18 protein-coding genes are annotated in these 22524 nt (G+C 29.4%); 10 read left to right on the top strand and 8 right to left on the bottom strand.

All coding sequences use genetic code 11. The features are described from left to right. Window positions 1-9: 9 nt before the first annotated feature. From SM9_RS12310 to SM9_RS12300, 3 genes are read left to right on the top strand one after another with little or no spacing between them, the layout of a single operon-like run. The gene (locus SM9_RS12310) at window positions 10-372 is read left to right on the top strand and encodes a hypothetical protein (protein ID WP_232299160.1); all 363 of its coding nucleotides are present in this window, start codon (window positions 10-12) and stop codon (window positions 370-372) included. A gap of 48 nt (window positions 373-420) precedes the next feature. Beyond that, window positions 421-1011 (top strand): ABC transporter permease, encoded by a 591-nt coding sequence (locus SM9_RS12305; protein WP_232299159.1) that lies wholly within the window; start codon window positions 421-423, stop codon window positions 1009-1011. 18 nt (window positions 1012-1029) lie between these two features. After that, window positions 1030-2040 (top strand): ABC transporter permease, encoded by a 1011-nt coding sequence (locus SM9_RS12300; RefSeq protein ID WP_232299158.1) that lies wholly within the window; start codon window positions 1030-1032, stop codon window positions 2038-2040. Window positions 2041-2095: 55 nt separating this feature from the next. Here the strand turns inward: SM9_RS12300 and SM9_RS02455 are convergent, their stop codons facing one another. Further along, a complete protein-coding gene (locus SM9_RS02455; protein WP_083495815.1) occupies window positions 2096-2989 on the bottom strand; it encodes a phosphatase PAP2 family protein in 894 nt (297 codons plus the stop codon). Window positions 2990-3290: 301 nt separating this feature from the next. Between SM9_RS02455 and SM9_RS02450 the strand changes: the two genes are divergently transcribed. Both SM9_RS02450 and SM9_RS02445 read left to right on the top strand, forming a co-directional pair. Then, a complete protein-coding gene (locus SM9_RS02450; RefSeq protein WP_058738623.1) occupies window positions 3291-4946 on the top strand; it encodes an ATP-binding cassette domain-containing protein in 1656 nt (551 codons plus the stop codon). Next, complete coding sequence (locus SM9_RS02445) at window positions 4936-6540, top strand: ABC transporter ATP-binding protein (RefSeq protein ID WP_058738622.1); 1605 nt, start codon at window positions 4936-4938, stop codon at window positions 6538-6540. The genes SM9_RS02450 and SM9_RS02445 overlap by 11 nt, the downstream gene beginning before the upstream one ends. Window positions 6541-6825: 285 nt before the next feature. On the opposite strand, the gene SM9_RS02440 is transcribed toward SM9_RS02445, so the two are convergent. Next, window positions 6826-8814 carry an ABC transporter transmembrane domain-containing protein gene (locus tag SM9_RS02440; RefSeq protein ID WP_058738621.1) on the bottom strand — a complete coding sequence of 663 codons (1989 nt, stop codon included), beginning with the start codon at window positions 8812-8814 and terminating at the stop codon, window positions 6826-6828. 47 nt (window positions 8815-8861) lie between these two features. On the opposite strand from SM9_RS02440, the gene SM9_RS11895 reads away from it, so the two are divergent. After that, window positions 8862-9098, top strand: a complete 237-nt coding sequence (locus SM9_RS11895; protein ID WP_157064647.1) for a hypothetical protein — start codon at window positions 8862-8864, stop codon at window positions 9096-9098. Between the two features lie 254 nt (window positions 9099-9352). On the opposite strand, the gene SM9_RS02435 is transcribed toward SM9_RS11895, so the two are convergent. After that, complete coding sequence (locus tag SM9_RS02435; RefSeq protein ID WP_157064646.1) at window positions 9353-10261, bottom strand: virulence RhuM family protein; 909 nt, start codon at window positions 10259-10261, stop codon at window positions 9353-9355. Window positions 10262-10967: 706 nt separating this feature from the next. Here SM9_RS02435 and SM9_RS02430 point away from each other — a divergent pair. The 4 genes from SM9_RS02430 to SM9_RS02415 all read left to right on the top strand — a co-directional run bounded on the left by SM9_RS02430 (window position 10968) and on the right by SM9_RS02415 (window position 14577). Beyond that, entirely contained in the window at window positions 10968-12110 is a 1143-nt protein-coding gene (locus SM9_RS02430; RefSeq protein WP_083495813.1) for a metallophosphoesterase, read from the top strand. A 696-nt stretch (window positions 12111-12806) separates the two neighbouring features. Then, window positions 12807-13880 carry a heparan-alpha-glucosaminide N-acetyltransferase domain-containing protein gene (locus SM9_RS02425; RefSeq protein ID WP_058738619.1) on the top strand — a complete coding sequence of 358 codons (1074 nt, stop codon included), beginning with the start codon at window positions 12807-12809 and terminating at the stop codon, window positions 13878-13880. Window positions 13881-13949: 69 nt separating this feature from the next. Beyond that, window positions 13950-14156, top strand: coding sequence for a carbon starvation CstA family protein (locus tag SM9_RS12565; protein WP_083495812.1), 207 nt, complete (start codon window positions 13950-13952; stop codon window positions 14154-14156). Between the two features lie 46 nt (window positions 14157-14202). Continuing rightward, the gene (locus tag SM9_RS02415; RefSeq protein WP_058738617.1) at window positions 14203-14577 is read left to right on the top strand and encodes a carbon starvation CstA family protein; all 375 of its coding nucleotides are present in this window, start codon (window positions 14203-14205) and stop codon (window positions 14575-14577) included. A 510-nt stretch (window positions 14578-15087) separates the two neighbouring features. On the opposite strand, the gene SM9_RS02410 is transcribed toward SM9_RS02415, so the two are convergent. The 5 genes from SM9_RS02410 to SM9_RS02390 form a co-directional block, all read right to left on the bottom strand. Continuing rightward, complete coding sequence (locus SM9_RS02410; protein WP_058738616.1) at window positions 15088-16023, bottom strand: alpha/beta hydrolase; 936 nt, start codon at window positions 16021-16023, stop codon at window positions 15088-15090. A 459-nt stretch (window positions 16024-16482) separates the two neighbouring features. Continuing rightward, window positions 16483-17820 carry a Ppx/GppA phosphatase family protein gene (locus SM9_RS02405; protein ID WP_198144414.1) on the bottom strand — a complete coding sequence of 446 codons (1338 nt, stop codon included), beginning with the start codon at window positions 17818-17820 and terminating at the stop codon, window positions 16483-16485. A 538-nt stretch (window positions 17821-18358) separates the two neighbouring features. Beyond that, the gene (locus SM9_RS02400; RefSeq protein WP_058738614.1) at window positions 18359-19819 is read right to left on the bottom strand and encodes an ATP-binding protein; all 1461 of its coding nucleotides are present in this window, start codon (window positions 19817-19819) and stop codon (window positions 18359-18361) included. A 231-nt stretch (window positions 19820-20050) separates the two neighbouring features. After that, the gene (locus tag SM9_RS02395) at window positions 20051-20245 is read right to left on the bottom strand and encodes a hypothetical protein (protein ID WP_058738613.1); all 195 of its coding nucleotides are present in this window, start codon (window positions 20243-20245) and stop codon (window positions 20051-20053) included. 140 nt (window positions 20246-20385) lie between these two features. Beyond that, a complete protein-coding gene (locus SM9_RS02390; RefSeq protein WP_058738612.1) occupies window positions 20386-21951 on the bottom strand; it encodes a hypothetical protein in 1566 nt (521 codons plus the stop codon). Between the last annotated feature and the right edge of the window lie 573 nt (window positions 21952-22524).

Raw genomic sequence — 22524 nt, 5'->3', positions numbered from 1 at the left:
ACTACACAAATGGAAAGGCAATTGGTTGTTGATTCGATAGCGAACTTTGAAAATGACCCCGAAATTACACTGCATTTAATTGAAAACAACACAATATCAAAATTTTATTTATTGGAAGGCAAAGAATTAGACATTAATGACCGTGATGGAGTATGGCTTGATAAAAACTTTGCCGATGTCAAAGGATTAAAAGTTGGAGACCGCATCAGCTTTGAAAGTGAAGGATATACAATTGATAAGGAAATTAAAGGATTAGGATATTCACCAGAATATGTTTATCATTCATCATCTTATTCAGTAATGCCTGATTATAACAAAATCGGCTTTGCGTACATGTCCAATAAAGCATTCCCTGATGATAACATCCCATAAAATGTTTTAAACGTTAAATTTGAGGGTTCACCAGACACATATTATAAATTGTTAGATTATCGTTTAAATGGATACTATAGCACATTTGTTAAACAATCCGACCATCCAAGCGTTTATCAGTTTTCAGACAAAATTGCAAAACACAAAATGATGGCAGATATTTTTCCAATTGTATTCATCATAGTTGCACTGTTAATACTTTTGACAACAATGACAAGGATAATTACACATCAAAGAACACAAATAGGCATATTAAAAGCCAATGGATTTAAAAACAGCACGATAACATTCCATTACATATCATATGGATTCTGCTTAGTTTTATCGGGATCCATTTTAGGTTTGATTTTAGGGCCAATGATAATACCAAAACTATTTTATCCATCAATGATTGCGGTATATCAACTACCAGTGTGGAGTCCTTCATGGAATATGAGTTTTATATTTTTAATAGCTTTAATAACCATATTTTCACTAGCTGTTTCAAATTATGCCGTTTCAAGCATTTCTAATGAAAAACCTTCAGAGGCAATTAAACCAAAAGTACCTAAAGTATCAACTTCAGGATTTGTTGAAAGATTAAGGATTTGGAAAAGATTATCCTTTAATGTCCGATGGAATTACAGGGATGCTAAATGAAATAAATTGAGAAGTATCATGACTATTATCGGAGTTATGGGTTGTAGTGCACTTTTAATTGGTGCATTTGGATTATATGATGGGTTAAATGATGTAAAAGAATGGGAATATAGTCAAATAAATCATTATGAATCAAAATTAATAATCGATGACAACGCATCAATATCACAAATTGATAAAGTGGCCAGCGATGTTAATGGAGATAAAATAATGGATGAAAGAATTGAACTCGAATCTGGCAATGCAAAAAAATCGGGATCGATTCTAGTTTTAAATGACACGGATTTAATAACGCCAACTGATAAGGATAAAAATCATATAGAAATCGGAAATGATGAAGTTTCAATTTCACAAAAAATGTCTGATACATTAAATGTAGGCATTGGCGATACCGTTAATTGGCATATCATGGAATCAGACAAATGGGTCAATACAAAAATTGATAGAATCCATGCAGATCCAATATCACAGGGTTTAATCATGTCCCCCTATAAATTGGAAGAGTTGGGTTTGAATTACACACCAACTAGCATCATAACCTCAGATCATGTAAATAAAACATATGATATCATTAAAACAACCAATACACATGAGGATATTGAAAAAGATTGGGACGGAATAAGCCAGAACATGTGGTTATTCATATACATATTATCATTCTTCGCTTGTGTTTTAGCAATTATTGTTTTGTATAATTTAGGATTGATGTCATTTACAGAAATTGAAAGAGAAATTGCGACACTTAAAGTTCTGGGATTTAAAAGCAGCGCATTAAGAAGATTATTGTTAACACAAAACCTGATATTTACAGCCATAGGATTCCTATTAGGTGTACCTTTAGGCATGTATATCCCAAACCTCATGTGGACGTCTTCAGGAACTTCATTTTATATAATACCTTCATTAACTAATACAAATATCATAATATCTGCTGCAATAACATTTTCATTGTCAATACTTGTAAATTTAATGTTTTCAGGTAAAATCAAGAAATTGGATATGGTTGAATCACTAAAAGCCAACGAATAATATGTTTTTTAAAATGCAAAAACCAAAAAAAGTAAAATTGATTAAAGGGAGTTGATTATCCATCCCTATCAATCTTTTTAAATGCTAAAGGATATATTGCAAGCATTATAAATGTAAATAGAGAATACTCGATACATTTAACCAAGTCAGTGTTTCCTGCAAGTTTCGGGATTAAGACAAAAAGCAATGCAAACAATATAATTGCTCCTGCAAACCTGACTATCGCATCCCTCCTGCTTTTAGGGTTTTCGAAGTTAACGTATTTTTCCTCAACAAGAAAACCCAATGAAATTCCACAAGCCAAAGCCACATATTTAATATAACTTATTGCTGGACAGAATACGATTCCCACCAAAGACAGTACGACAATACCCAAATAGATATATTTCCTATTTTCAATCTTGTCGAAAACACAGGATAATATTAAAATTATCACCAAAGCAATGATGAAACCCGCAATAGTATCAGTCGGAAAATGAACACCTAATCCAACCCTTGAAAGTGCAACAATCAAAACACCAACCAATCCAATAGCGATATATTGAATATTCCTGACGTATATTGGAATGGCCAAAAACAAATTGGTTGCCATCATAGAATGCCCGCTTGGAAAGGAATATCCCTGGATTTTAAAGTTTAAAGGATCCTGGCCTGGTTCATTGGGATAGATACACTTTATTTTATCGACTGCAGCATATGGTCTTAAACGTGCAACAGTCACCTTGACAAATTCACAGCACACACCGGCCACACCCAATGAAAGCAATGTGAATTTTCCCCATTCCTTGTTATATGCCAAATAGATTGAAATGAATAAAAAGGCAAGAACATTTTTAGAAACGACATTTGCTACAAGTTTAAAGAATCCGAATACCCAATCTGGAAAGGAACTTTGCATGAATAGTATCAGCCAAACTTCCCATTGAAAATAGAAAACTGTTTCAAACATAATATTAATTATAGTTTATATTTAATAAAAAGATTACTAACAAAAGGACTATCCATATGTTAACTCTATTTTTTCAATCCACCCATTTTTGAATCTGATAAATTTCTATCAAAACACCTTTTTTGCATAGAATCACACCAAAACCACTACAATCCATAAAGTTTTAATATTACGACATGAAAATTTAGTTAAAATTTCAATTTAATTATAATAACTAGTTCATCTAATAATCCGATTTTTTGATTGGATTTTAATTAAAAAAATCTATATAAAATAAAATTATAAATTAATATATTCAGTAATGGATGAGAAAATTTATTATACTTACCCTGCAGGAAATATTGAAATGAAAATCTTAATCAAATATATGCTTAGAGAATATTGGAAAATACTGACATTGATTGTAATCTTTATGTTCATTTATACCTACTGTCAAATTGAAATTATCAGCGACTTGCCTATATTGATGTTGGTTATTAAGGAATATACGATAGAACTCCAAAGTCTACTTGAAATGAGATTGTTGACCACATTTATTACATTAATACTGCTGGTTATATCTTCAGGAATAGTTTCATATCTTTCAGTGAGATTCACATCCGATTTCGGCTATGACATCCGTGAAAAGCTCTTTGACATATATGCAAGTATGGATTCCATGGATGAATTTGACAAAATCGCTTTTTCCGGTTTGATGACAAGGACAGTAAGGGGAATTGCATCATTCCAAGCTGCACTGATGACATTCATTAAGAAAGTATTGTTCGTTTTGCTTTTGACAATCAGCATAATTATTGGTTTGTATGATATAGATCCAATGGTGTCGTTAATTTTCGCATTATTCGCACTGATTTTTTTAAACATTTTTATTTATAAACTACGGAGTTTAGCAATCAGTTATTACCCCGTCAAGAAAATTCTAGGTAAAATCAACAGGAGATTCCGTGATAAAATCATGGTTATAAATTTATTTAAGCAATACAATAAAGAAAAATTGGGTGAAAACGGATTTAAAAGCGTTACAGATGAGTCATACCATAAAGGCTACCGTTTTCAGTACAAACTGAACATTTTCCTTGTGTTTATAACCGTGATGAACACTATATTAATTCTTATTATATCCTATTTCATCACCAACTTCAGCCTGGACTCCCTGAAAATCATAGATATAATTTTAATTCTATTGATTATAAGCTACTTTATAAGAAGCTTGAATGGATTGATTTCATTTACAAACACTTTTCATATGACATGCACTGGTGCAACCCGTATTGAAGATGTTTTAATTTTAGAAAAAAGTGAAAACAATGAAATTGAAAAAATAAATGATTTTAAAGAAATCAGATTAAATGATATAACACTTGTTTACGGTGAAAGACATATTCTTTCAAACATGTCTCTTGAAATTAAAAAGGGTTCGCATACATTGATTACTGGTGATGCTGGCAGTGGTAAAAGCAGTCTGATGAATTTCCTTATGGGATTTTACCGGGAATTTGAAGGAGAAGTCCTAGTAGACAATAAAGTCGTATCTCCCAAAAGCTTAAGAAGATTGATTTCCTATGCTCCGGACAACTCCAACTTCTTAAAGGACAGCGTGTTGGAAAATATTCGGCTGGGTGATGATCGCATAAATCTAGATGATGCGGCTGAAGCCTGCAGGATTTCACTTTTTGACAGGGATTTGGATTTTGAGGTTTATGAAAACGGAGAAAATTTGAATAGTGACCTAAAGCAGAAACTGTCCATTGCAAGAAGCATAGCCCATAAAAGAAAAATCTATGTTTTTGACAATTCATTTTCCTCCATCAATTCTGATGATAAGAAAATCATAATCAAAAATATCCTAAACCTACTTGATAACAAAACGGTAATATTCATCGATAATGACACTAAAAGCTATCCTCAAATTGATAATGTCATAGAATTAAATGGCGGTGAGATTAATGGTTTATAAGTATTCCACAAGGCAGCTGACCTCCAAACTGATTAATCTTCTTAAGGATTATAAATATCAAATACTGGCAGCCATCATTATGATGGTAATATCTGTTGTTTTATCAGTTTATGCTCCAAAACTTGTCGGAAAATTGATAAATTCACTAATGAGGTATGCGTTAGATTTAAGCGATGCTCCATCAAAAACTTTATACAATGACATTATACTTATAGTGATACTGTTTGCCGCAAGCTATCTGATTAGAATACCTACCAATAGAATAATGGCTAAAACAAGTGAAAGTGTAGTTCAGAAATTGAGAAATCAGCTATATGCAAAATTAAGCTATATTAACATTGATAAGTCAGAATTCGACGGCTACATAATGTCTAGACTCAACAATGATGTTCCCAACCTCAAGGCATTTATAAGTAACACGATAATTCTTTTCCTCAGTGATATTACAATAATAATATTTGTCCTTTGGATGAGCAGTGATATTGATTTCAAATTATCGGGAATACTTTTTGCGCTGGTTATAGTTTATCCTCTTGTGATATATCCATTCCACAAAAAAACAAGAAACTACTATAAAATCCATCAAAATGATTTGGGCAATATAATGGGTTTCATTGGAGATTTCCTGAAAAATCGTAAGATGATTGAATCATTCAACAGTGAAGAATATTCCCGAAAAAGGTTCAGAGAATATAATGTCAAACAAAAGGACAGTTATAAAAAGTCCCGGTTTTATACTGAGATAATGTATCCGGTCAACTCATTTATAACAATTACTCTGCAGGTGATTCTATATGTTTATGGAGGATATTTGGTATATACCGGAAGCATAGATATGGGAACATTCACAACCTTTGTCTTATACTATCAACTAATGAAAAAACCAATAATATCAATTGGAAATACATTGAATAGTATAAGAACTTCATATGCATGTTTGGATAGAATATATGAAATTTTGGATATGCCTGAAAAGAGAAAAAAAGAGTTTCCGGAAGTTGACGGCATTAATGAAATCAAATTTGAAAACATTTCATATTGTGAGATAAAAGATTTCAATCTAAAAATCATGCCCGGCGAACATGTCTCTCTTACAGGAGACAACAGGAACAATTTAATTAAGATATTTTTAGGCCTTCTTGAAGCTGAAAACGGAAGCGTCAGAGTGAATGATTTTGATTTAAGTCAATATGATATAAATTCAAACAAAAATCTTATTGGAGTTTCAACAGAGGAAAATTACGTGTTTGATGGAACTGTTAAGGAAAATATTATTTGCGGAGATGAATTTGACCCTGAAGAAGTAATAGGAGTCTGCGAATTGATTGGATTGCATAGCCTAATTGAAAAATTCCCTGACAAGTATGAGACCAAAATATCTTATGACTCAAATAATATAAGCACCCATGAAAGAAAACTGATATGTATCGCAAGAGCACTGATACATGATCCTGAACTGCTGATTATTGACTACAATAATAATTTAGGAGTTGATTTGCTTATAAAAATTATTGAGAGTAGGACCGCCATTGTATTGGCTCCGGATGATGATGTGGGAGATATGTTAAATATGAAGACATTATCATTAAATTAGATTTTTTATTTAAGAGTCCACTAAATTTATTTTTATTAATTTTTAAAATTAGTAAATTTCTGTCAAATATAATTCATTTAAATGATTATTGATGCTTCATAATTATATAAATATTTTCCAACAGCGAGCTGATGAAAAAACACAGTTGTGATTTAGAAAAAAAAACTATTGTGAAATCCATTACAAAAATCAGATTTGTTAATACAAACCGATTGTTTGGTGATGAAAACAAAACCTAACCAATTCCTTGAAATACCATAGCAATCAAAAGAAATTTAAATTCGATTATTTTTCTTTTTGATAGTCAATAATCGCAAATATCCTTTTGATACTGGAGAATGCGGTTTCAATAGAATCCATCGAAGTACTTAATTTTTTAATAGGATTTGTTAATAATTGCCCATACATAATAATCGCCAATAGGGTTCCCAGGTGTATTTCATTAGCTATTAAAAAGTAAATACCTGCAATATAAACAGTTATATTACTCAGATTTATTAAAAATGTTGTAATAGGCCCCATAACCTTAGTAATGTTTCTGGATTTGACATAATAGCTAGTTACAGTTTGATTGATTTTTTCAAACCCTATTTCATGGAATGAATCACGATTTGCGAGCCCCCTTTCAAAATAGCCCATCATTCGCCCCAAATGCTTTTGATGACCATTAAAATTGGTTTTAGATTTAACATGACATATGTATAAGCAAATTGCATGAATCGGCAATATCACCAGATATATCAAACCGAATCTCCAGTCCGTCATTAAAATCAACACAAATACAAAAGCTATTAACAGAATTTGCGCATAGATTTCGGAAAGGCGAGAAGAGACGAACCCCTTGATGACCATTAAATCATTGTTTAGTCTAGATAGAATATGGCCTTTTGAATTTTCTTGAATGAATTCGGAACCTATAACATCAATCTTATCAAACAGTTCCATTCTTAAATTATAGGATACTTTTTCACCAATAATCCCCATTGTTTTCTTCGGAGGTAATTGAAACAGAAAGCCTACAGAATATAAAACAATTAGCAAGGCAATATTAGTGTAGATTGCAATATCGTTGGATGCATTCGAATTAGAAATCAATAAATCAACCGTCTTTCCTGCAACTTTAGGAGCATAAACCATGCACAATGTAGATGCCATAAGTAATACCATTGATATTATTACTTTGGTTTTATCCTCTTTTAATATTCTAGTGAATTTATGGAAGATGTTTTTTCTTTCCACCCATATGTCTTTATCCTCTTGGACAATGTCTTCCTCAACAATTTCTATTCTTTTCAGATTATCATTTGTGTTTTTAGATTTTATGATTTTATCTTCAAGATCAAAGATGTCCTCTAAAATCACTGAATTGGAATATGCACTTGGCCATATACCAATCAATGCCGGAATAACCGTCAGGGTAGAAATGAAGTATGCAACATAAATCAGAATTATCAATGAATCAATTATACGGTCAGTTTCAAAGCCAATGGAATATCCGGAATTAACCAGTGCCAATGTAATCAAAACAAGAATATATAAACCCCATAATAACAGTGGTCCGATGTAATACTGACTTAAGATATACTTGATGCTTATATCGTAGGAATTCTCACATGCCTTTTCAAATTCGGCTTCCGCCTTCTGTTTTTTAAATGGAATATTGTTGGCTATATTAGTTATTTTGGATAGGAATAATAGGTTTAGTTTTCCATATGTCTTTTTAATTTTAAAGAATATTTCTACAAGTTGTTTCATTTTCCAAAATACGATTCCGGTAAGAATGCTAAGAAATGCTAAGAAGAAAAGTGCAAAAGTACCATCAATCAATGCTATTTCATATAGAATTGCTATGAAAGTAAATGGAATCAGCATTAACTGTTCGAGTATCATCACTATAAATCCCTGTTCTATGTACATCGATCTTGTTGACCAGGTAATTAGCGATGTATTTTTAAATTTGCCAAGTTCTTCATCAGGCAAGTTCATTAAAATATGAAAGATTTTTTCACGGATATTAAATGTTGCATTTGAAGATACCCTTACCGAGAGACTATAAACTGCATACATAGAAATCATTGAAAGGACTGTGAATATTATCATATATAATCCTGATTTGAAAAGCAAATCACTATTCTGATTTTTAACTCCAGTCAAAGCATGGCTGAACAGATCAATTATTTCCACTTGAAATATTGTTTGAATAATTGATAACACTGCAATAAATAATATTGTTTTCCATTGGGATTTTAATGCAACATTCAAAAACTTTTTCATAATACTAATTTAGTTTTTAATAATAATAAATGTTATTCCATCACTGCATGAAAATGAAAATTATTTTGCTGTTCAATTCATATGTCAATGGGTATTTGAAAAAGCTTCAATACTGTTTCGTTACAGGACTTCATTATAACTCCTCCCAACAGTCATTTTGTATAATAATAAGAACACAGATACCTGCAGATGATACAAATTGTAGTTTAGAACAAACAAGGAACACACTGTTGAAAGATATGTCAAATAAGTTCTCATCTAGAAACGACCAAAACGGCCTTTAAAAATTTTATTTAAAAAACTCTTTTTATAATAATTAAAGATTATCAATTAAACCATACAATAACTGACATTACGTTAAAATAATTAAAAATAATTATAGAACATTAATAAAGAATATAAACTCTAAAAATCATTTAAAAATCTTGTTGTCCATATACTATACAAAATATTCAGTACTTTTGGCTCTGAAATCCTTTATATTTCTGTAGAAATATGAAAAAATTTATAATGAAAATTGATATGAAAAATAATTCTCTTATTTTTCAAGCATCAATTTCCTTGTTCTTTCTTCAAATTTATTATAATCAGATTTATAATTTTTATCCTGTACCGGTTTAAATTTTTCAAATTCAGTCTTTACAAACTCATCCGCAGCTTTTCTTAAAACCTTTTCACGACCATTTAAAATTTGATATTCGTTGAATTCTAAGAATTTATCTAATCTTTCAGCCCAGTCTTTCATAGACATTGCCTTATGTCTTGAAGCTTGGTTTTCCGCATAATCAAGATACATATTTACAATTCGATTAAGTTCAGAAATTTCATCCTCAGATAAATAATTTTTTGCAACTTTTGTATCGCTTAACATGATTTTACCATTAGGAGCATCTTTCCATGTAGTTAAACCCATATGCTCTTTTTCACTATTTGCACGACTTTTTATAATTTCTGGAGGAGTTAAACCCGAAACTACATAATGTAGTTTGGATTGAACATTCTTAAAAAACTCAATTGTAATTTCTGCATTAGGATTATAATCAAAAGATGTTGCAAAAATATCTGTAACTTTTTCATAAACTCTTCGTTCGGACGATTTGATTTCACGAATCCTTTCCAAGAGTTCATCAAAGTAATCTTTACCAAAACGAGTTCCATTTTTTAATAATTCATCATCTAAAACAAAACCTTTAACCATAAACTCTTTTAAGACTCTAGTTGCCCAAATTCTAAAATATGTTGCATTTTTAGAGTTGACTCTGTAACCTACTGAGATAATGGCGTCCAAATTATAAAATGTTGTTTGTCTTTTTACTTCACGATTTCCTTCAATTTGAACTGTTCGGATTTTCCGAACAGTTGAATTTTTATTTAATTCACCTTCTTCAAAAATATGTTTAAGATGTTCACTAATAGTTGATTTAGAAACATTAAACAATTCAGCCATAGTTTTTTGAGTGGCTCACATTGTTTCATTATCCTTATCTATAACCACATTTATAGAAACTGCACCCTCATCACTTTCATACAATAATGTATTAACAAACTGAAAAGTTTCATCCATAATAAATCTTCTTTTTAATTAATTAAAAATAATATAGTACATTATATAAAATTAGAAAGTAAATATAATTTTTGTTTAAAACAAAAGCAATATTACACAGTCAGAACAATTTTACATGGTGAAAACAATTTTACAAAACTAAGTAACTAACATTAATACATGATAAAAATATTTATCAGATTACATTTCACGATTTTTGGGGATGTGTCAAAATTTGTTTAACAAATTTATCCTTATTCAATTTTTAAAATTATTAAATTGTATTTTTTCCTATTTTCTCGCTTTTAGACTATAATTTTTACGATTTTTTAATATTAGTTCTTTATGATATGTGGTTTTATCAAATATGTGCATGTTTGTTTTTTTCAGTTTTTCCAGCCATACGGTCTTCTATAAATATTGTATTTAATGCTTTTAGCTTTCCATCATGTTTTAGTTCTTCATAATTGCTTCCAGCACTAATTAAAAGTACTATAATGTTTTAATTCCTTGCTTAAGATACAGTTCATTATTTTTTGAAAAGAAAATAGTGTAGATATAAACTAAATCATACATAATCTTTTTATCCAATAATATTATAACCATAATTATGAACCCCATACATTTCTTCACATTAGGATATTATCCAGAATATTTGTTTATTGGAATTATATGGGGTATTATTATTGGATTTTACACACATTTTAGAGTTAAATATGCTTTAAATAATAGCAAATTATCGAAAAATAAAAAATTAATCATAAATTTCATTATTCCGATTTTAGCATTTATATGCTGTTTAAATATATGGTCAAATGCAGCCATATTAACTTTATACTTATTTTTATCATCCATACTTGCAGACGTAATAAGAATAATATGGAAATATTTAATTAAGGACAAATATTTAAATTTCATTCCACAGTACCATGAAAAAGGCATTTTAGCATTAGTTATATTTGCAATTATAATAATTAGTGGCGTTTACGGAATGAATCATATTGAATTAACAGAATATAATTTAACTACAGATAAGATAAATAACGGATCTTATTCCATTGTTTGGGTTAGTGATATTCATTACGGAACTGTTCAAAATCCACAACTAGTTAAAGAAAGTATTTCCAAAATAAATGACTTAAAACCAGACATAGTTGTTTTAGGTGGAGATATAGTCGATGAAAGAACAACCAAAGAAGACATGAATGAAATATTTAAAGAATTGGGAAAAATCAATTCAACATATGGCACATATTATATCTTTGGAAATCACGATACACAACCAGACTCAATCGACTATGAAAATGGAAACAGAACATTCAGTGATAGAGAATTAAATAAATCAATAATTAATAATGGAATAAAAATTTTAAATGATGAAAAAACATCAATCAATGATGACATTGTTCTGGTAGGTAGAAGCGATGCACAGTGGGAGGGCGAAAATAATAGAATTGACATAGGCAAAATACTTAATGAAAGTGATTTATCCCAATATGTTGTTGTTTTAGATCACCAGCCTATTAAGTATGAAGAAAATTCGCAACAAGGTGCTGATTTACAACTTTCAGGCCATACTCATGGCGGACAGCTATTCCCATATTCAATTTTTGAAAGATTAACTGGTCATTTAGTTTATGGTGAATTTCATTTTGGAAAAATGGAAATGATAGTATCATCAGGTTTGACAGGTTGGGGATGGCCAATGAGGAATGAAGCTAAATGTGAATATGTTTTAATCAATATTAATTAAAATTAAATCTAAACGCACTATCCTAATAATATAATAAGATTATGATTATTATAAATACCAGAAATCATTGTAAAATTTTGTTGCCCGTATACTATACAAAATATAATGTACTTTTAACTCTACGCATTAATATTAGACTCCAAATTATATAAATTTTTAACTAAAATTTTACTTATAAAAAGTAATGAATAGAAAAATCGCATACTTGCTATTTTGTCTGACTTGATTAATAAAAAATTTCACATTTGAAGTAAATAACTTATTAAAATTTCATTACAAATAGCAATTACAAGAATAATTGTATACTTACCACATTCTTAACAAATAACGACAAAATTTTTTACAAAACATTAATCATCAACCTTAATCATCAACCAACTTGCTTTTTTTATTTTTAATTAAACTCGTTTAAATCCTGAAAATAAGTAATTAAAAGAACTTTAAAAAATTAATCATCAACCAAAAAACATGTTAATCAACAACTAGCCAATAATAATTTAAATTATGTGTGATATTATAATGTTTTATTGGACTGTTCGGAAATATCGAACTGTTAAAAAATGTTTTTTGTTTGAAATGAATCTTTCCTAATGAAGTATTCAAAAATATATTCCATAATTATATATCAAATAAAAATCAAAACATAATCATACTGAAAGTTGGGAAAACTATACTATTATTTTATGGGTTTAAAAAATGAATTTCATAGCAGATAAAAAAGTTAATACTGGAAGACAAAAGGAATTGGATATTGCAAAAGCATTGGCAATTATTTTCATGATTTTTTGTCATGCAATAGTTTTTGCATCTTTTTCTAACATTTCAATTAGCCCAGGATTTGAATTGATTTTAAATCAGACTGTGGCAATCATTGCTGCACCGGTTTTCATGTTTTGTATGGGAATAGGCATCATTTTCTCAAGACATAATCAATATGATCTTCTTATTAAAAGAGGCGTGGAATTATTGTTGATTGGATATTTTGTAAATATTGGAGAACAAATAATCCCAAATGTTTTAGGCCATATGTTAAATATGTCTAATACTCCGATTACATTATTGCCATTGTTTAAGGTCGATATTTTAATATTTGCTGGAGTTGCATTCACACTTATTGGAATTCTTAAAAGATTTAATATTTCTAATGAAAAAATGTTGATTCTGGCAATTGTATTTTCTATAATCGGAAGTTTTGTATGCTTTGTTGATTTTAATAATATCTTCTTAAACTATTTCTTCGGATATTTTATAGGAACCATCCTTCACCAATGTACGGCATTTCCATTATTCAATTGGTTTATCTTTCCAGTAGCAGGTATATTTTATGGAAGTTATTTCATTAGAGTCAAAGACAAATCCCAGTTCTTTAAATTATGGCCTGTATTTTTAATTATTCCATTAATATTTATTCTTTGTAATTTATCCCCCACACCTGCAGGATCCATCTCTGATAATGCACGTGCATATTTTATCACAACCCTTGATGCAATAGTATGTATAATTCTAATTCATGGATTATTAGGTTTTTGTTGGAATATATCTAAATTTCTACCCGACATACCCATTAATGGATTTACCATGTTAAGTAAACACGTAACTGGAATTTATGTTGCTCAATGGTATTTTATCCCATTATTCATGACTTTTATCGAGTACTTTTATAAAGGCTTTGTATTCACTGATTCATCCATTACATTAATTAGCATATTTATATTAGTGATATCAACTCTTGCTGCACTATTATATAGTAAATATAAACCAACAAAATAGAAAATACCACGGGATAAAATTTACGGGAAATTTTGAATTATCCCTTTTGATAGTTTCCGTTAGCTTTATTTGGTCTACAGCTTTTTATGGATTACTTTAGGTACAATTTTTATTGATGCGACACATGATTTCTTCTCAGGATTCATGTCTTTAAGAAACGACGGATTTACAATGCCTGCAATTATCTTAAAGTACCTTGAAACAACAGCTAGACAATTTGTTGCATTTGTTACTATTATAACAGGAGTTCTTGGAGCTGCTGTTTTTTCAACATAATCTATAGCATTAATCGGTAATTTAACAAGCATCCCAATTAATATTGATGACAAGGAGCCTACTTTTAAATTCCACATACCAGATTCTAGAATTTACAACACAAGGACTATACTCGACTGACAATGCAATATTTCCATTTTTATTTGTTACTATTGTATATGGCGCTATTTCCGGTGTTCATGCATCACAATCCCCTATCGTTGCCAGATGCATTAAGAATGAAAATGATGCGAGACACATATTTTTCGGAGCTATGGTTTTAGAGAGATTGACTACTCTTTTCTGGGCTGCGATTGCATTGGCATTTTTCCACGAACAATCACAACTTGCAGTAATCTATGCGACAACCCCATCAGTTGTAGCAAATGATATGGTAACAGCATTGCTTGAACCAATTGGCGTATTTTTAGCAATCATATGAATTGTAGTTTGTCCAATTACCAGTGGACACTGCACTTAGAAGTTCAAGAATTACAATAAAAAAATATCATTTTTATTTAGCTTTTTTTAATAATTTAAGATTTCTTCTGTGGAAAGTACTGTTTCAAATGTGAAATCTTTATTTTTCTCAATCATGGACCCCCTAAGTTCTTCAGTTTTCAATGTATCCCCCCAAATCACTGCAGGAATTAGATTTTTTTATATCATCAGCATTGATGTAAACTCCAACAGTTTTAGCCATACGATATAATCAATACTTGGTGTTTCCATTAAATAATTTTTCCATGTGATTTCACCATTCATTATAATGGATTAAAACTAAAATAAAATAATAATATTCATTTATAAATTTAAAAAACTTCTTAAAATGGATTTTGCTCATATACTATACAAAATATTTACTACTTTTAGCTCTGACATATATTTAGAACATGAAAATATAAAAAACATATGTTTAATTATATTAATTGACAAATTCATATAATATTACTCATTCAATGGTTCCAATCACACTTTTTACGAACTCTTTTTTCTTTTCATTATGGATTCCATGCCCACAGTTAAAATATTCCACCCTAATGTTTTTGATTAGGGCGGTTACCTGTTGAAGATTCTCATCAGTCAGGGCGCCCATAATAATGCCATCATCTGCAATTTTGGTATTCGCCTTCATGAATAATGTTTTGCAGTTTATTTCTGAAAGTAGTTTGCTGTAATCGATGTTGCAATTGAATGTGTCGTTGTAGAAGTTCTCTCCGAAGTAAGAATCATATTGCTCCATCCCGTTGAATGCTTCTAGGAATTTTTTAGGCCAAAACCTGATTTTCAGAGGTTTGTCAGGATGTTCTTTCCTATATTTTCGTGCAGATTTTCCTGATTTTTCTCTGATTTTTTCCCTTGGATTTTCAGGAAAGAAGTTCCACATGTACTGATTCATGACGTAATAGTACACAAAATCCTCTTCTTCTTCTTGATTGATGAAATTGTGACAAATCGTTGAGAGGTCATTGTAGTTGTAATAATTGAACCTTTTTTCACCTACGCTTGAAAAAAGTGGAGAGTCTTCCAGTATCATATTATTGCAAAGATCTGATTTTGAAGCGATATAGCAGGCAATGAGACCACCAGAAGAGTGACCCAATATAGATATTTTTTCAGCAGTTTTATATTGTATAAATTCTATTAAATCATCACCCTGGCTGATTATATTGTATTTTTCCTTGTTATGAGAGCTTTTTCCATGCCCATAGCAATCAATTATAATTAAATGGAATTTTTTGGACAATTTTTTGATTACACTAGAATAACTACTTGAGTTTGCACTTTGGGCATGTATTATCAAGAGTATGTGATTGTTACTGTCAGTCCCATAATAGTTGATTATGTTATTGTCATGTGTTTTGTATTGGCAATTTTCAAGTTTCATTTTCATCTACCTGCCAGGTTTAATATTTTTTGCTTTTTTGAGTCTGAAGTTCATCATACAAAATACTATACAAAATATAATGTACTTTTCGCCCCACACATTAATATTAGACCCATTTACTATAAAAATGAAATGTTTTTGTTCCATAGAATTTTAAATAATGGTTTTCAGGGCATTTAAATGCATCTAGTCCATAATCATATTAAAAATGGTCTTTGTGGTATGGATTTTTGTTTAATTTTCCTATTTTTTCTTAGTCTAAAATTTTTTTCGCCAAACTTCAAAATTTAATTTTGGAGGACACCCTTTCAAAAAAAAGTAGTTATAAAAAATTGGGTGATGAAATTTTTTTGAATGAACATTTCGTAAAATACTATAAATTATAGTCTAATAAATTCATTATATAATCTATTTTCATATTGGTTAAAAATTATTTTTTAGTTTAAAAAAATAAAGAATTTAAGATTTTCTTTTGTAGCATGAAACAAAAATTGAAAAGAAAACCAGAATCAGCACCACAATAGGATTTCCAGTCGGATTGCTGATGAGTTTGGATGAAGCCAATGCTTTTTCATAACTGATGTTGGAAGATGAGTTAAAATCATTCTGTTTGTCTTTAGAAGATTCGTTTCGTGAAGAAGGATCAACCGGTTTGTCTTTGGAACTTTCATTTTCAAGAAGCTCATATAAGACCCCATCAGTAATTTGGCCACTGCAGAAATGGAGATATTTAACATTATAATACTCAAGAATTGTTTTTAAAATTATGATTCCTGGAATTAAGGTATAAAGCCTGTTAGGTGCAACATCAATTATCTTTTGACGATTTTCTTCAGTGTCATCCTTGATATTATCCAAAAGTTCATCTAATTTTGAAACAGGGACAAAACTTTCGTTCTTATCTATAAAACCTAAGGATATCAACATCAACTTTATGGTGTAAACCGTGCCCCCATTACCGAACAAATCATCATATGAAGAGTATTTAATTGCTAATTTTTTTAGTTCGTCCAATGTCCTGTTTTTAATTTCGAGTCTTTCCGTTTCATTGGGGAAAGTTCCACTGACATATTGCTTATATGCGGAGTTGGACCCAAAAGGTATAGCATCATCGGTTATAGAAGTCTTGTTTATAAAATAAGTAATTTCACAACTTCCCCCACCCAAATCAATAAGCAAACCATTATCAGTAGTCAAATCCATTTCCCGAACCGCCCTAAATCCGAATTCCGCTTCCTTTTCCTCACTAATAACATTGATATAAATGCCCAATCTATCTTTTACAGCAACTACAACTTCATAACGATTGTCCAAATTCCTTAAACTGGATGTTGCGAAAATATATTCATTTGTTACTCCATTTAACCGCATTATCTCAGAGTAATTTTCTAATTGAAATATTAATTTTTCAATTCCTTGAGGAGTTAACCTGTTGTCTTGAGTGTAGTTAGAAATTACAGATGTTTCAGACATAACCAAAATCTTTGTTATTTCATTATTATTTACATCATATATGTTCAATGTAAGTACATTGGTGCCGAAATCCACAATTCCATATACACCTTCCGCTTTATCATTTTGCAGTGAATAAGAGCTTGAAAAAGCTTCACTCGCATTTGTTGCATCCGAAGAAAAAATGGACTGATTAACATGTGAACTGTCCAATATCTCAGTTTGATTTGAATCCCTGCTTAACATCACTGAATCAGTAGTGTTTAAATCCTTAGCATCTACACTAGAAATCGTTAAAATGAAAAGCAAAAAAATTAACAAAATGATAAATTTTCTTAATTGCATAATAATATTATATAAATAAGACACATATAAACATTTCAATATTAAAATAACCATTTAATCTGTTGACTTTTCGGATGAAACAATATCCCCACATCATCTTCCATTAATTTAATTCCACAGAAGTAGCAGTATTCATTACTTTTATTGTTAAGTGTACAACAGGACAGGAATTTAACTCTAACACAGCAGGTGCATGATGTGAACCCAATTGGTCATGAATATGGGGGAGTCAGTGCGATTTTTTTCAAAACTTATAAAAAGTAAATATTTAATAAAAAAAACTCTTTTTAGGAAGATAAGAATGAATAATGATTAACAGATAACCAATACCAAGTCATTATATGCTGAAAGAAATATTAAAGTATAATAAATATTATAAAGACCATAAATCATTTAAAAATCTTGTTGCCTGTATACTATGCAAAATATTTACTACTTTTCGCTCTTACACAATTAATATGATATAATAATATTTAAACACACTACACCATATACAAAAAATGGAAAATAAATAATATTTCCCAAATTTTAATAGTTTTTACATTAATGAGAAAGTTTTTATTGGCACGAATATTACATTATCAACTTTTTCAATTGTTTTTGTTGTATCAGATATAACAATTCCATGTGGAGCTTTATAACGTCTTATTGCATCCTTAATTTGATCAGTACCTTTATTACCGTGTCCAACTTCTATTGGGATTACTTCATCAAAATCTTTTTTTATTATAAAATCAACCTTTTGCTTTTTCACTTTATATGTATCGTAGAATATACTGAATTCAAAGAACTGTTCACTATTTTTCAAATTAACAAGGTTTGATCCGACTAATGTTTCAAGCAATATTCCTTCATATTCACTCAATTTTATAGATGAAAATCCGAATTTGAGATTTATTGCATGCATTATGCTTGGTGTTGCAAAATAATACTGCCATGATTTTTTTGCTCTTGCATTTGCACCTGCATAAGGTTCTGTGTGAAATATCAAATGAGTCTTTTCAAGTAAGTCCATTATTGTATTAACACTTCCTGCAGAAGTTTTGATTTTATTTGCAAGCGCATTTTGTGAAATGTCACCAGGATATTTTTCCGCCAAAAATTTCATTAATCTTAATGCATTTGTTTGTGTATTTGCAGTCAGGTTATTCATTGTCCCTAAATCTTTTGTCACCACAGTTTCAACTGAGTAGTATAATTTTTTAAATGCATTTCTGTGATTCGTATCATGCATCACTGACGGAAATCCTCCAAATTTAAAATAATTATCCCAATCCATTGAATGATAATTTTTTAGATTTAATAAATCACAATTTACCTGCTTTTCTTTTATGATTGCATTATCAACATTGCCATTAAATAATAAATCTATCAAATCATTGGAAATATCTGTGTGATAATTATATTTTAATTTTAAATGTTGTGAATAATTTAGGGGAGTTATTGGATATCGTATCATCCTTCTTGCGGCTTCAGCATTATATTCAAGATTTATTGCTGATGAACCTGTAAAAATCGCAAATATATTTTTAGATTTATCAGTGATTATTTTACCTGAAAGTGACCAATCTTTATCAAAATGTGATTCGTCAATTAATAAGAATAATTTTTCATCAAGTGTCTGCAGTGAGGAGTTATGGAATGTTTTTAGATAATATTTGATGGTATCATAGATGTCACAATCTTCTATTTTATTTAGTTCCTCACAGGAAAAATATAATATCTGTTCATGACGGATATTTTTTTGATTCAACAAGTAGTCATATACCTGAAATAAGATTGTTGTTTTTCCAACACCCCTAAGACCCGGCAATACAATATAACGATTAACATTATTTCCATCGATGAATTCATCTATAAATGTTCTTATTTCTTCAAAATCATCCCTATGATTAAATTTAACACCCCTATTTGATAACTCATTGTTTAGAGATAAAGGAGTATCTGTTATTTGGCTTTGTAAAAAATCATGAATTGAATCTTCATTATCAGGATTCATACTAAATCACCTCTTTGATAATATATTGAACACTATTATATAAATATATATTCAATATATTGAATGATAATATATAAAAGAATATTCAATAAAATTTATAATATTGAAAAACATGACAAAATTATTTACACTTTAAAAAGTAAATAAAGTCCTTAAAATAGATTTTAGCCACAATTATACAAAATAGCATTCATAACGACTGTAAAAACAATAATTTATGGAAGTTTTTTCTTATTCTTTGACATACTCTCTTTTCCCATCAGGATATTCTATGTAAGGACAATCAAGTTCATCATCATAACCAGCAATAGGAAGTCCTTTAATTTTACAAATATCTTGATCTATTTTAATAGATGCTTTAAATCTTTCTGTAAGCTCTTCATCAGAAATTCCACATGTTGAATCTAATTCATTACTTTCTTGCAAATAAATCTCCTCCTATTCCTAATTGTATTATAAGATATAAACTTCATTAATAATAAACATTTTCAAACTGCGACTTTACGAAAAAACATATGATTAGATGTATTCACACCCAATTATTTAAAACTCCTATTATTATCAATTTAAAAAGACAAGAAATATTTTTCACGAATTTTTTTACTTCCATGATTCTGATCTTTAGAATTTAATGCGTTAATTAAATAATCCCAAACATCATTTTTAGGAATGATTATTGATTTAAAACCCATAAAATTCCAATTTTTATTAAATGATTTGAAGATTACTTCCTCCCCATATTTTGATTTTGCTTCTTTTAGATTTGAAATATTTTCAGAATCTAAAGGAACATGTGAAGAAAAGCTATAATTGGGTAAGCAAATAGGATTCATATTTAAATGCAATATTCGAATATCACATTCCAATGCCTCATCCAATTTTAAAATTGAATGAAGAATTCTTGTTTTGGATTCATAAGTCCTCATGATATAATCAAAATCCAATGACTCCTCAGCTAATTTAATATGTTCATCCAAGTATTTTAGAGAAATCTCCTCAATACTGCCATTATGATTATCCAAAAAATCAAAAAAGTCTAAAAAATCAAAATAATAAAGATTATCGATGTAAAATTGAATCCATTCATATTCTTTCAAGTAATCATAAGATTCTTGTGTTAAAAATGTTTTTTCAGACACGAATTCTTCTAATGGCAAATTACTTTCAGCAATTATTTGAACAAGATGTTTTTTATTGCCCGTGGCATCAATACCATGTTTTTCTAAAAATTCTTTCAATTGCCAACGCCTCAAGTCTTTTGAAAAATCCTGCCAATTAGCTTTACAGGCATTATGAGTCAAAAATCCTCCTTCAAAGGACAAATCTCTAAGTTGTTGTCTAAAACACCATGGGACAAAAGACAAATCATATAATGCAAAATCTGCATCATTACATTCATCAACAAGAGTATAAAGTTTAAATCTATTCAAATCAACAGGCATGACATATGAATCATCAACCCTTGGGATTAGACGATACTTATTGTCAGCCATTTTACAAAATTCAATTTCATCCATACAAGTTGTTTGAGCATTCTCTTGGGAGTAATTTTCTTCAGATGTATCCTCTTTAAAATCAGCATACATTTCATCCAAATCCACAAAATTATTTAAATGAAGGCTATCATATTCCCTTTTTAAGGAATCATCCAAAAATATTTGGAGCAGCAAATCATTATATAAATGGTCCCCATAATAATCATTTTCTAAAAGCATGTCTTTTGTATCCTTAAGGTCTTCATGTGAATCAACAAAATCTGCGAAAATATCCATCATTTCAAACTCTTTTAAACTTAAATGAACTAAATCAAGATCAAAACCACAATTTTTACAAGAACCCTCTTTATAATCCATTTTTTCAAGACATATCGGACAGGTTTCATCCTTTGACATAACATTCCCAAAGAACCATATATAATCATACGGAAAATCAGAAAACATTTCATGAGCCCTAAGAATTAGCTCTTCTTCTTTAATACTGCCATTCTCAAATCCATTTTTTAATCTATCTTTAATTGACATTGCCTCACTTTCTGAAATCTTACCTTCTTTGATTAGATTTTTCATATATTCCGTTAAATGTCTGCCATCTCCAATTATAGTTTCATAACCTGGTTTTTCAAATAATTTCATATTATCAACCACCTATAAAAACACCATCAATAGATCTTATTATAGTAATGTTTTAGAATTAGATATTTTATTTTAAAACTATTTATACTTTCTTATTTTTAAAAATAAACATTGTTTTTGGAATATAAAATTGTTTTTAGAATGAAATATTGTTTTAATTTGATAATAAGTAATGGATAGAACTTTTATATACTTGATGCCCATAGGATTATATAACCTCATAGGATGTTTTGGCCGGTACAGTACCAACCAAGTTATATGTTGAATAGGGATGTATCAAAATTTGTTTAACAAATTTATCCTTATTCAATTTTTAAAATTATATTTTTAATATTCTTCATTAATTGTTAACATCAGTATGGAGGAATTCATTATGGAAACATAGAATATGAAATAGTTAATGAATGGTTTTCCTAATAATTTTTCAAAGAATTTTAAAGTCAATATACTAAAAAAACCATACAATATATAAATACCTACTAAAAAAGACCAATTAATTCCTTAAAAAAAAGACTAGTTTTTTAAAAATACCAATATATTGCAACCAATAAAATCATCAAATAAATTATATTA

This window comes from Methanobrevibacter millerae (assembly GCF_001477655.1).
Taxonomy (GTDB): Archaea; Methanobacteriota; Methanobacteria; order Methanobacteriales; family Methanobacteriaceae; genus Methanocatella; species Methanocatella millerae_A.
This window is presented reverse-complemented; position numbering and strand designations above follow the sequence as displayed.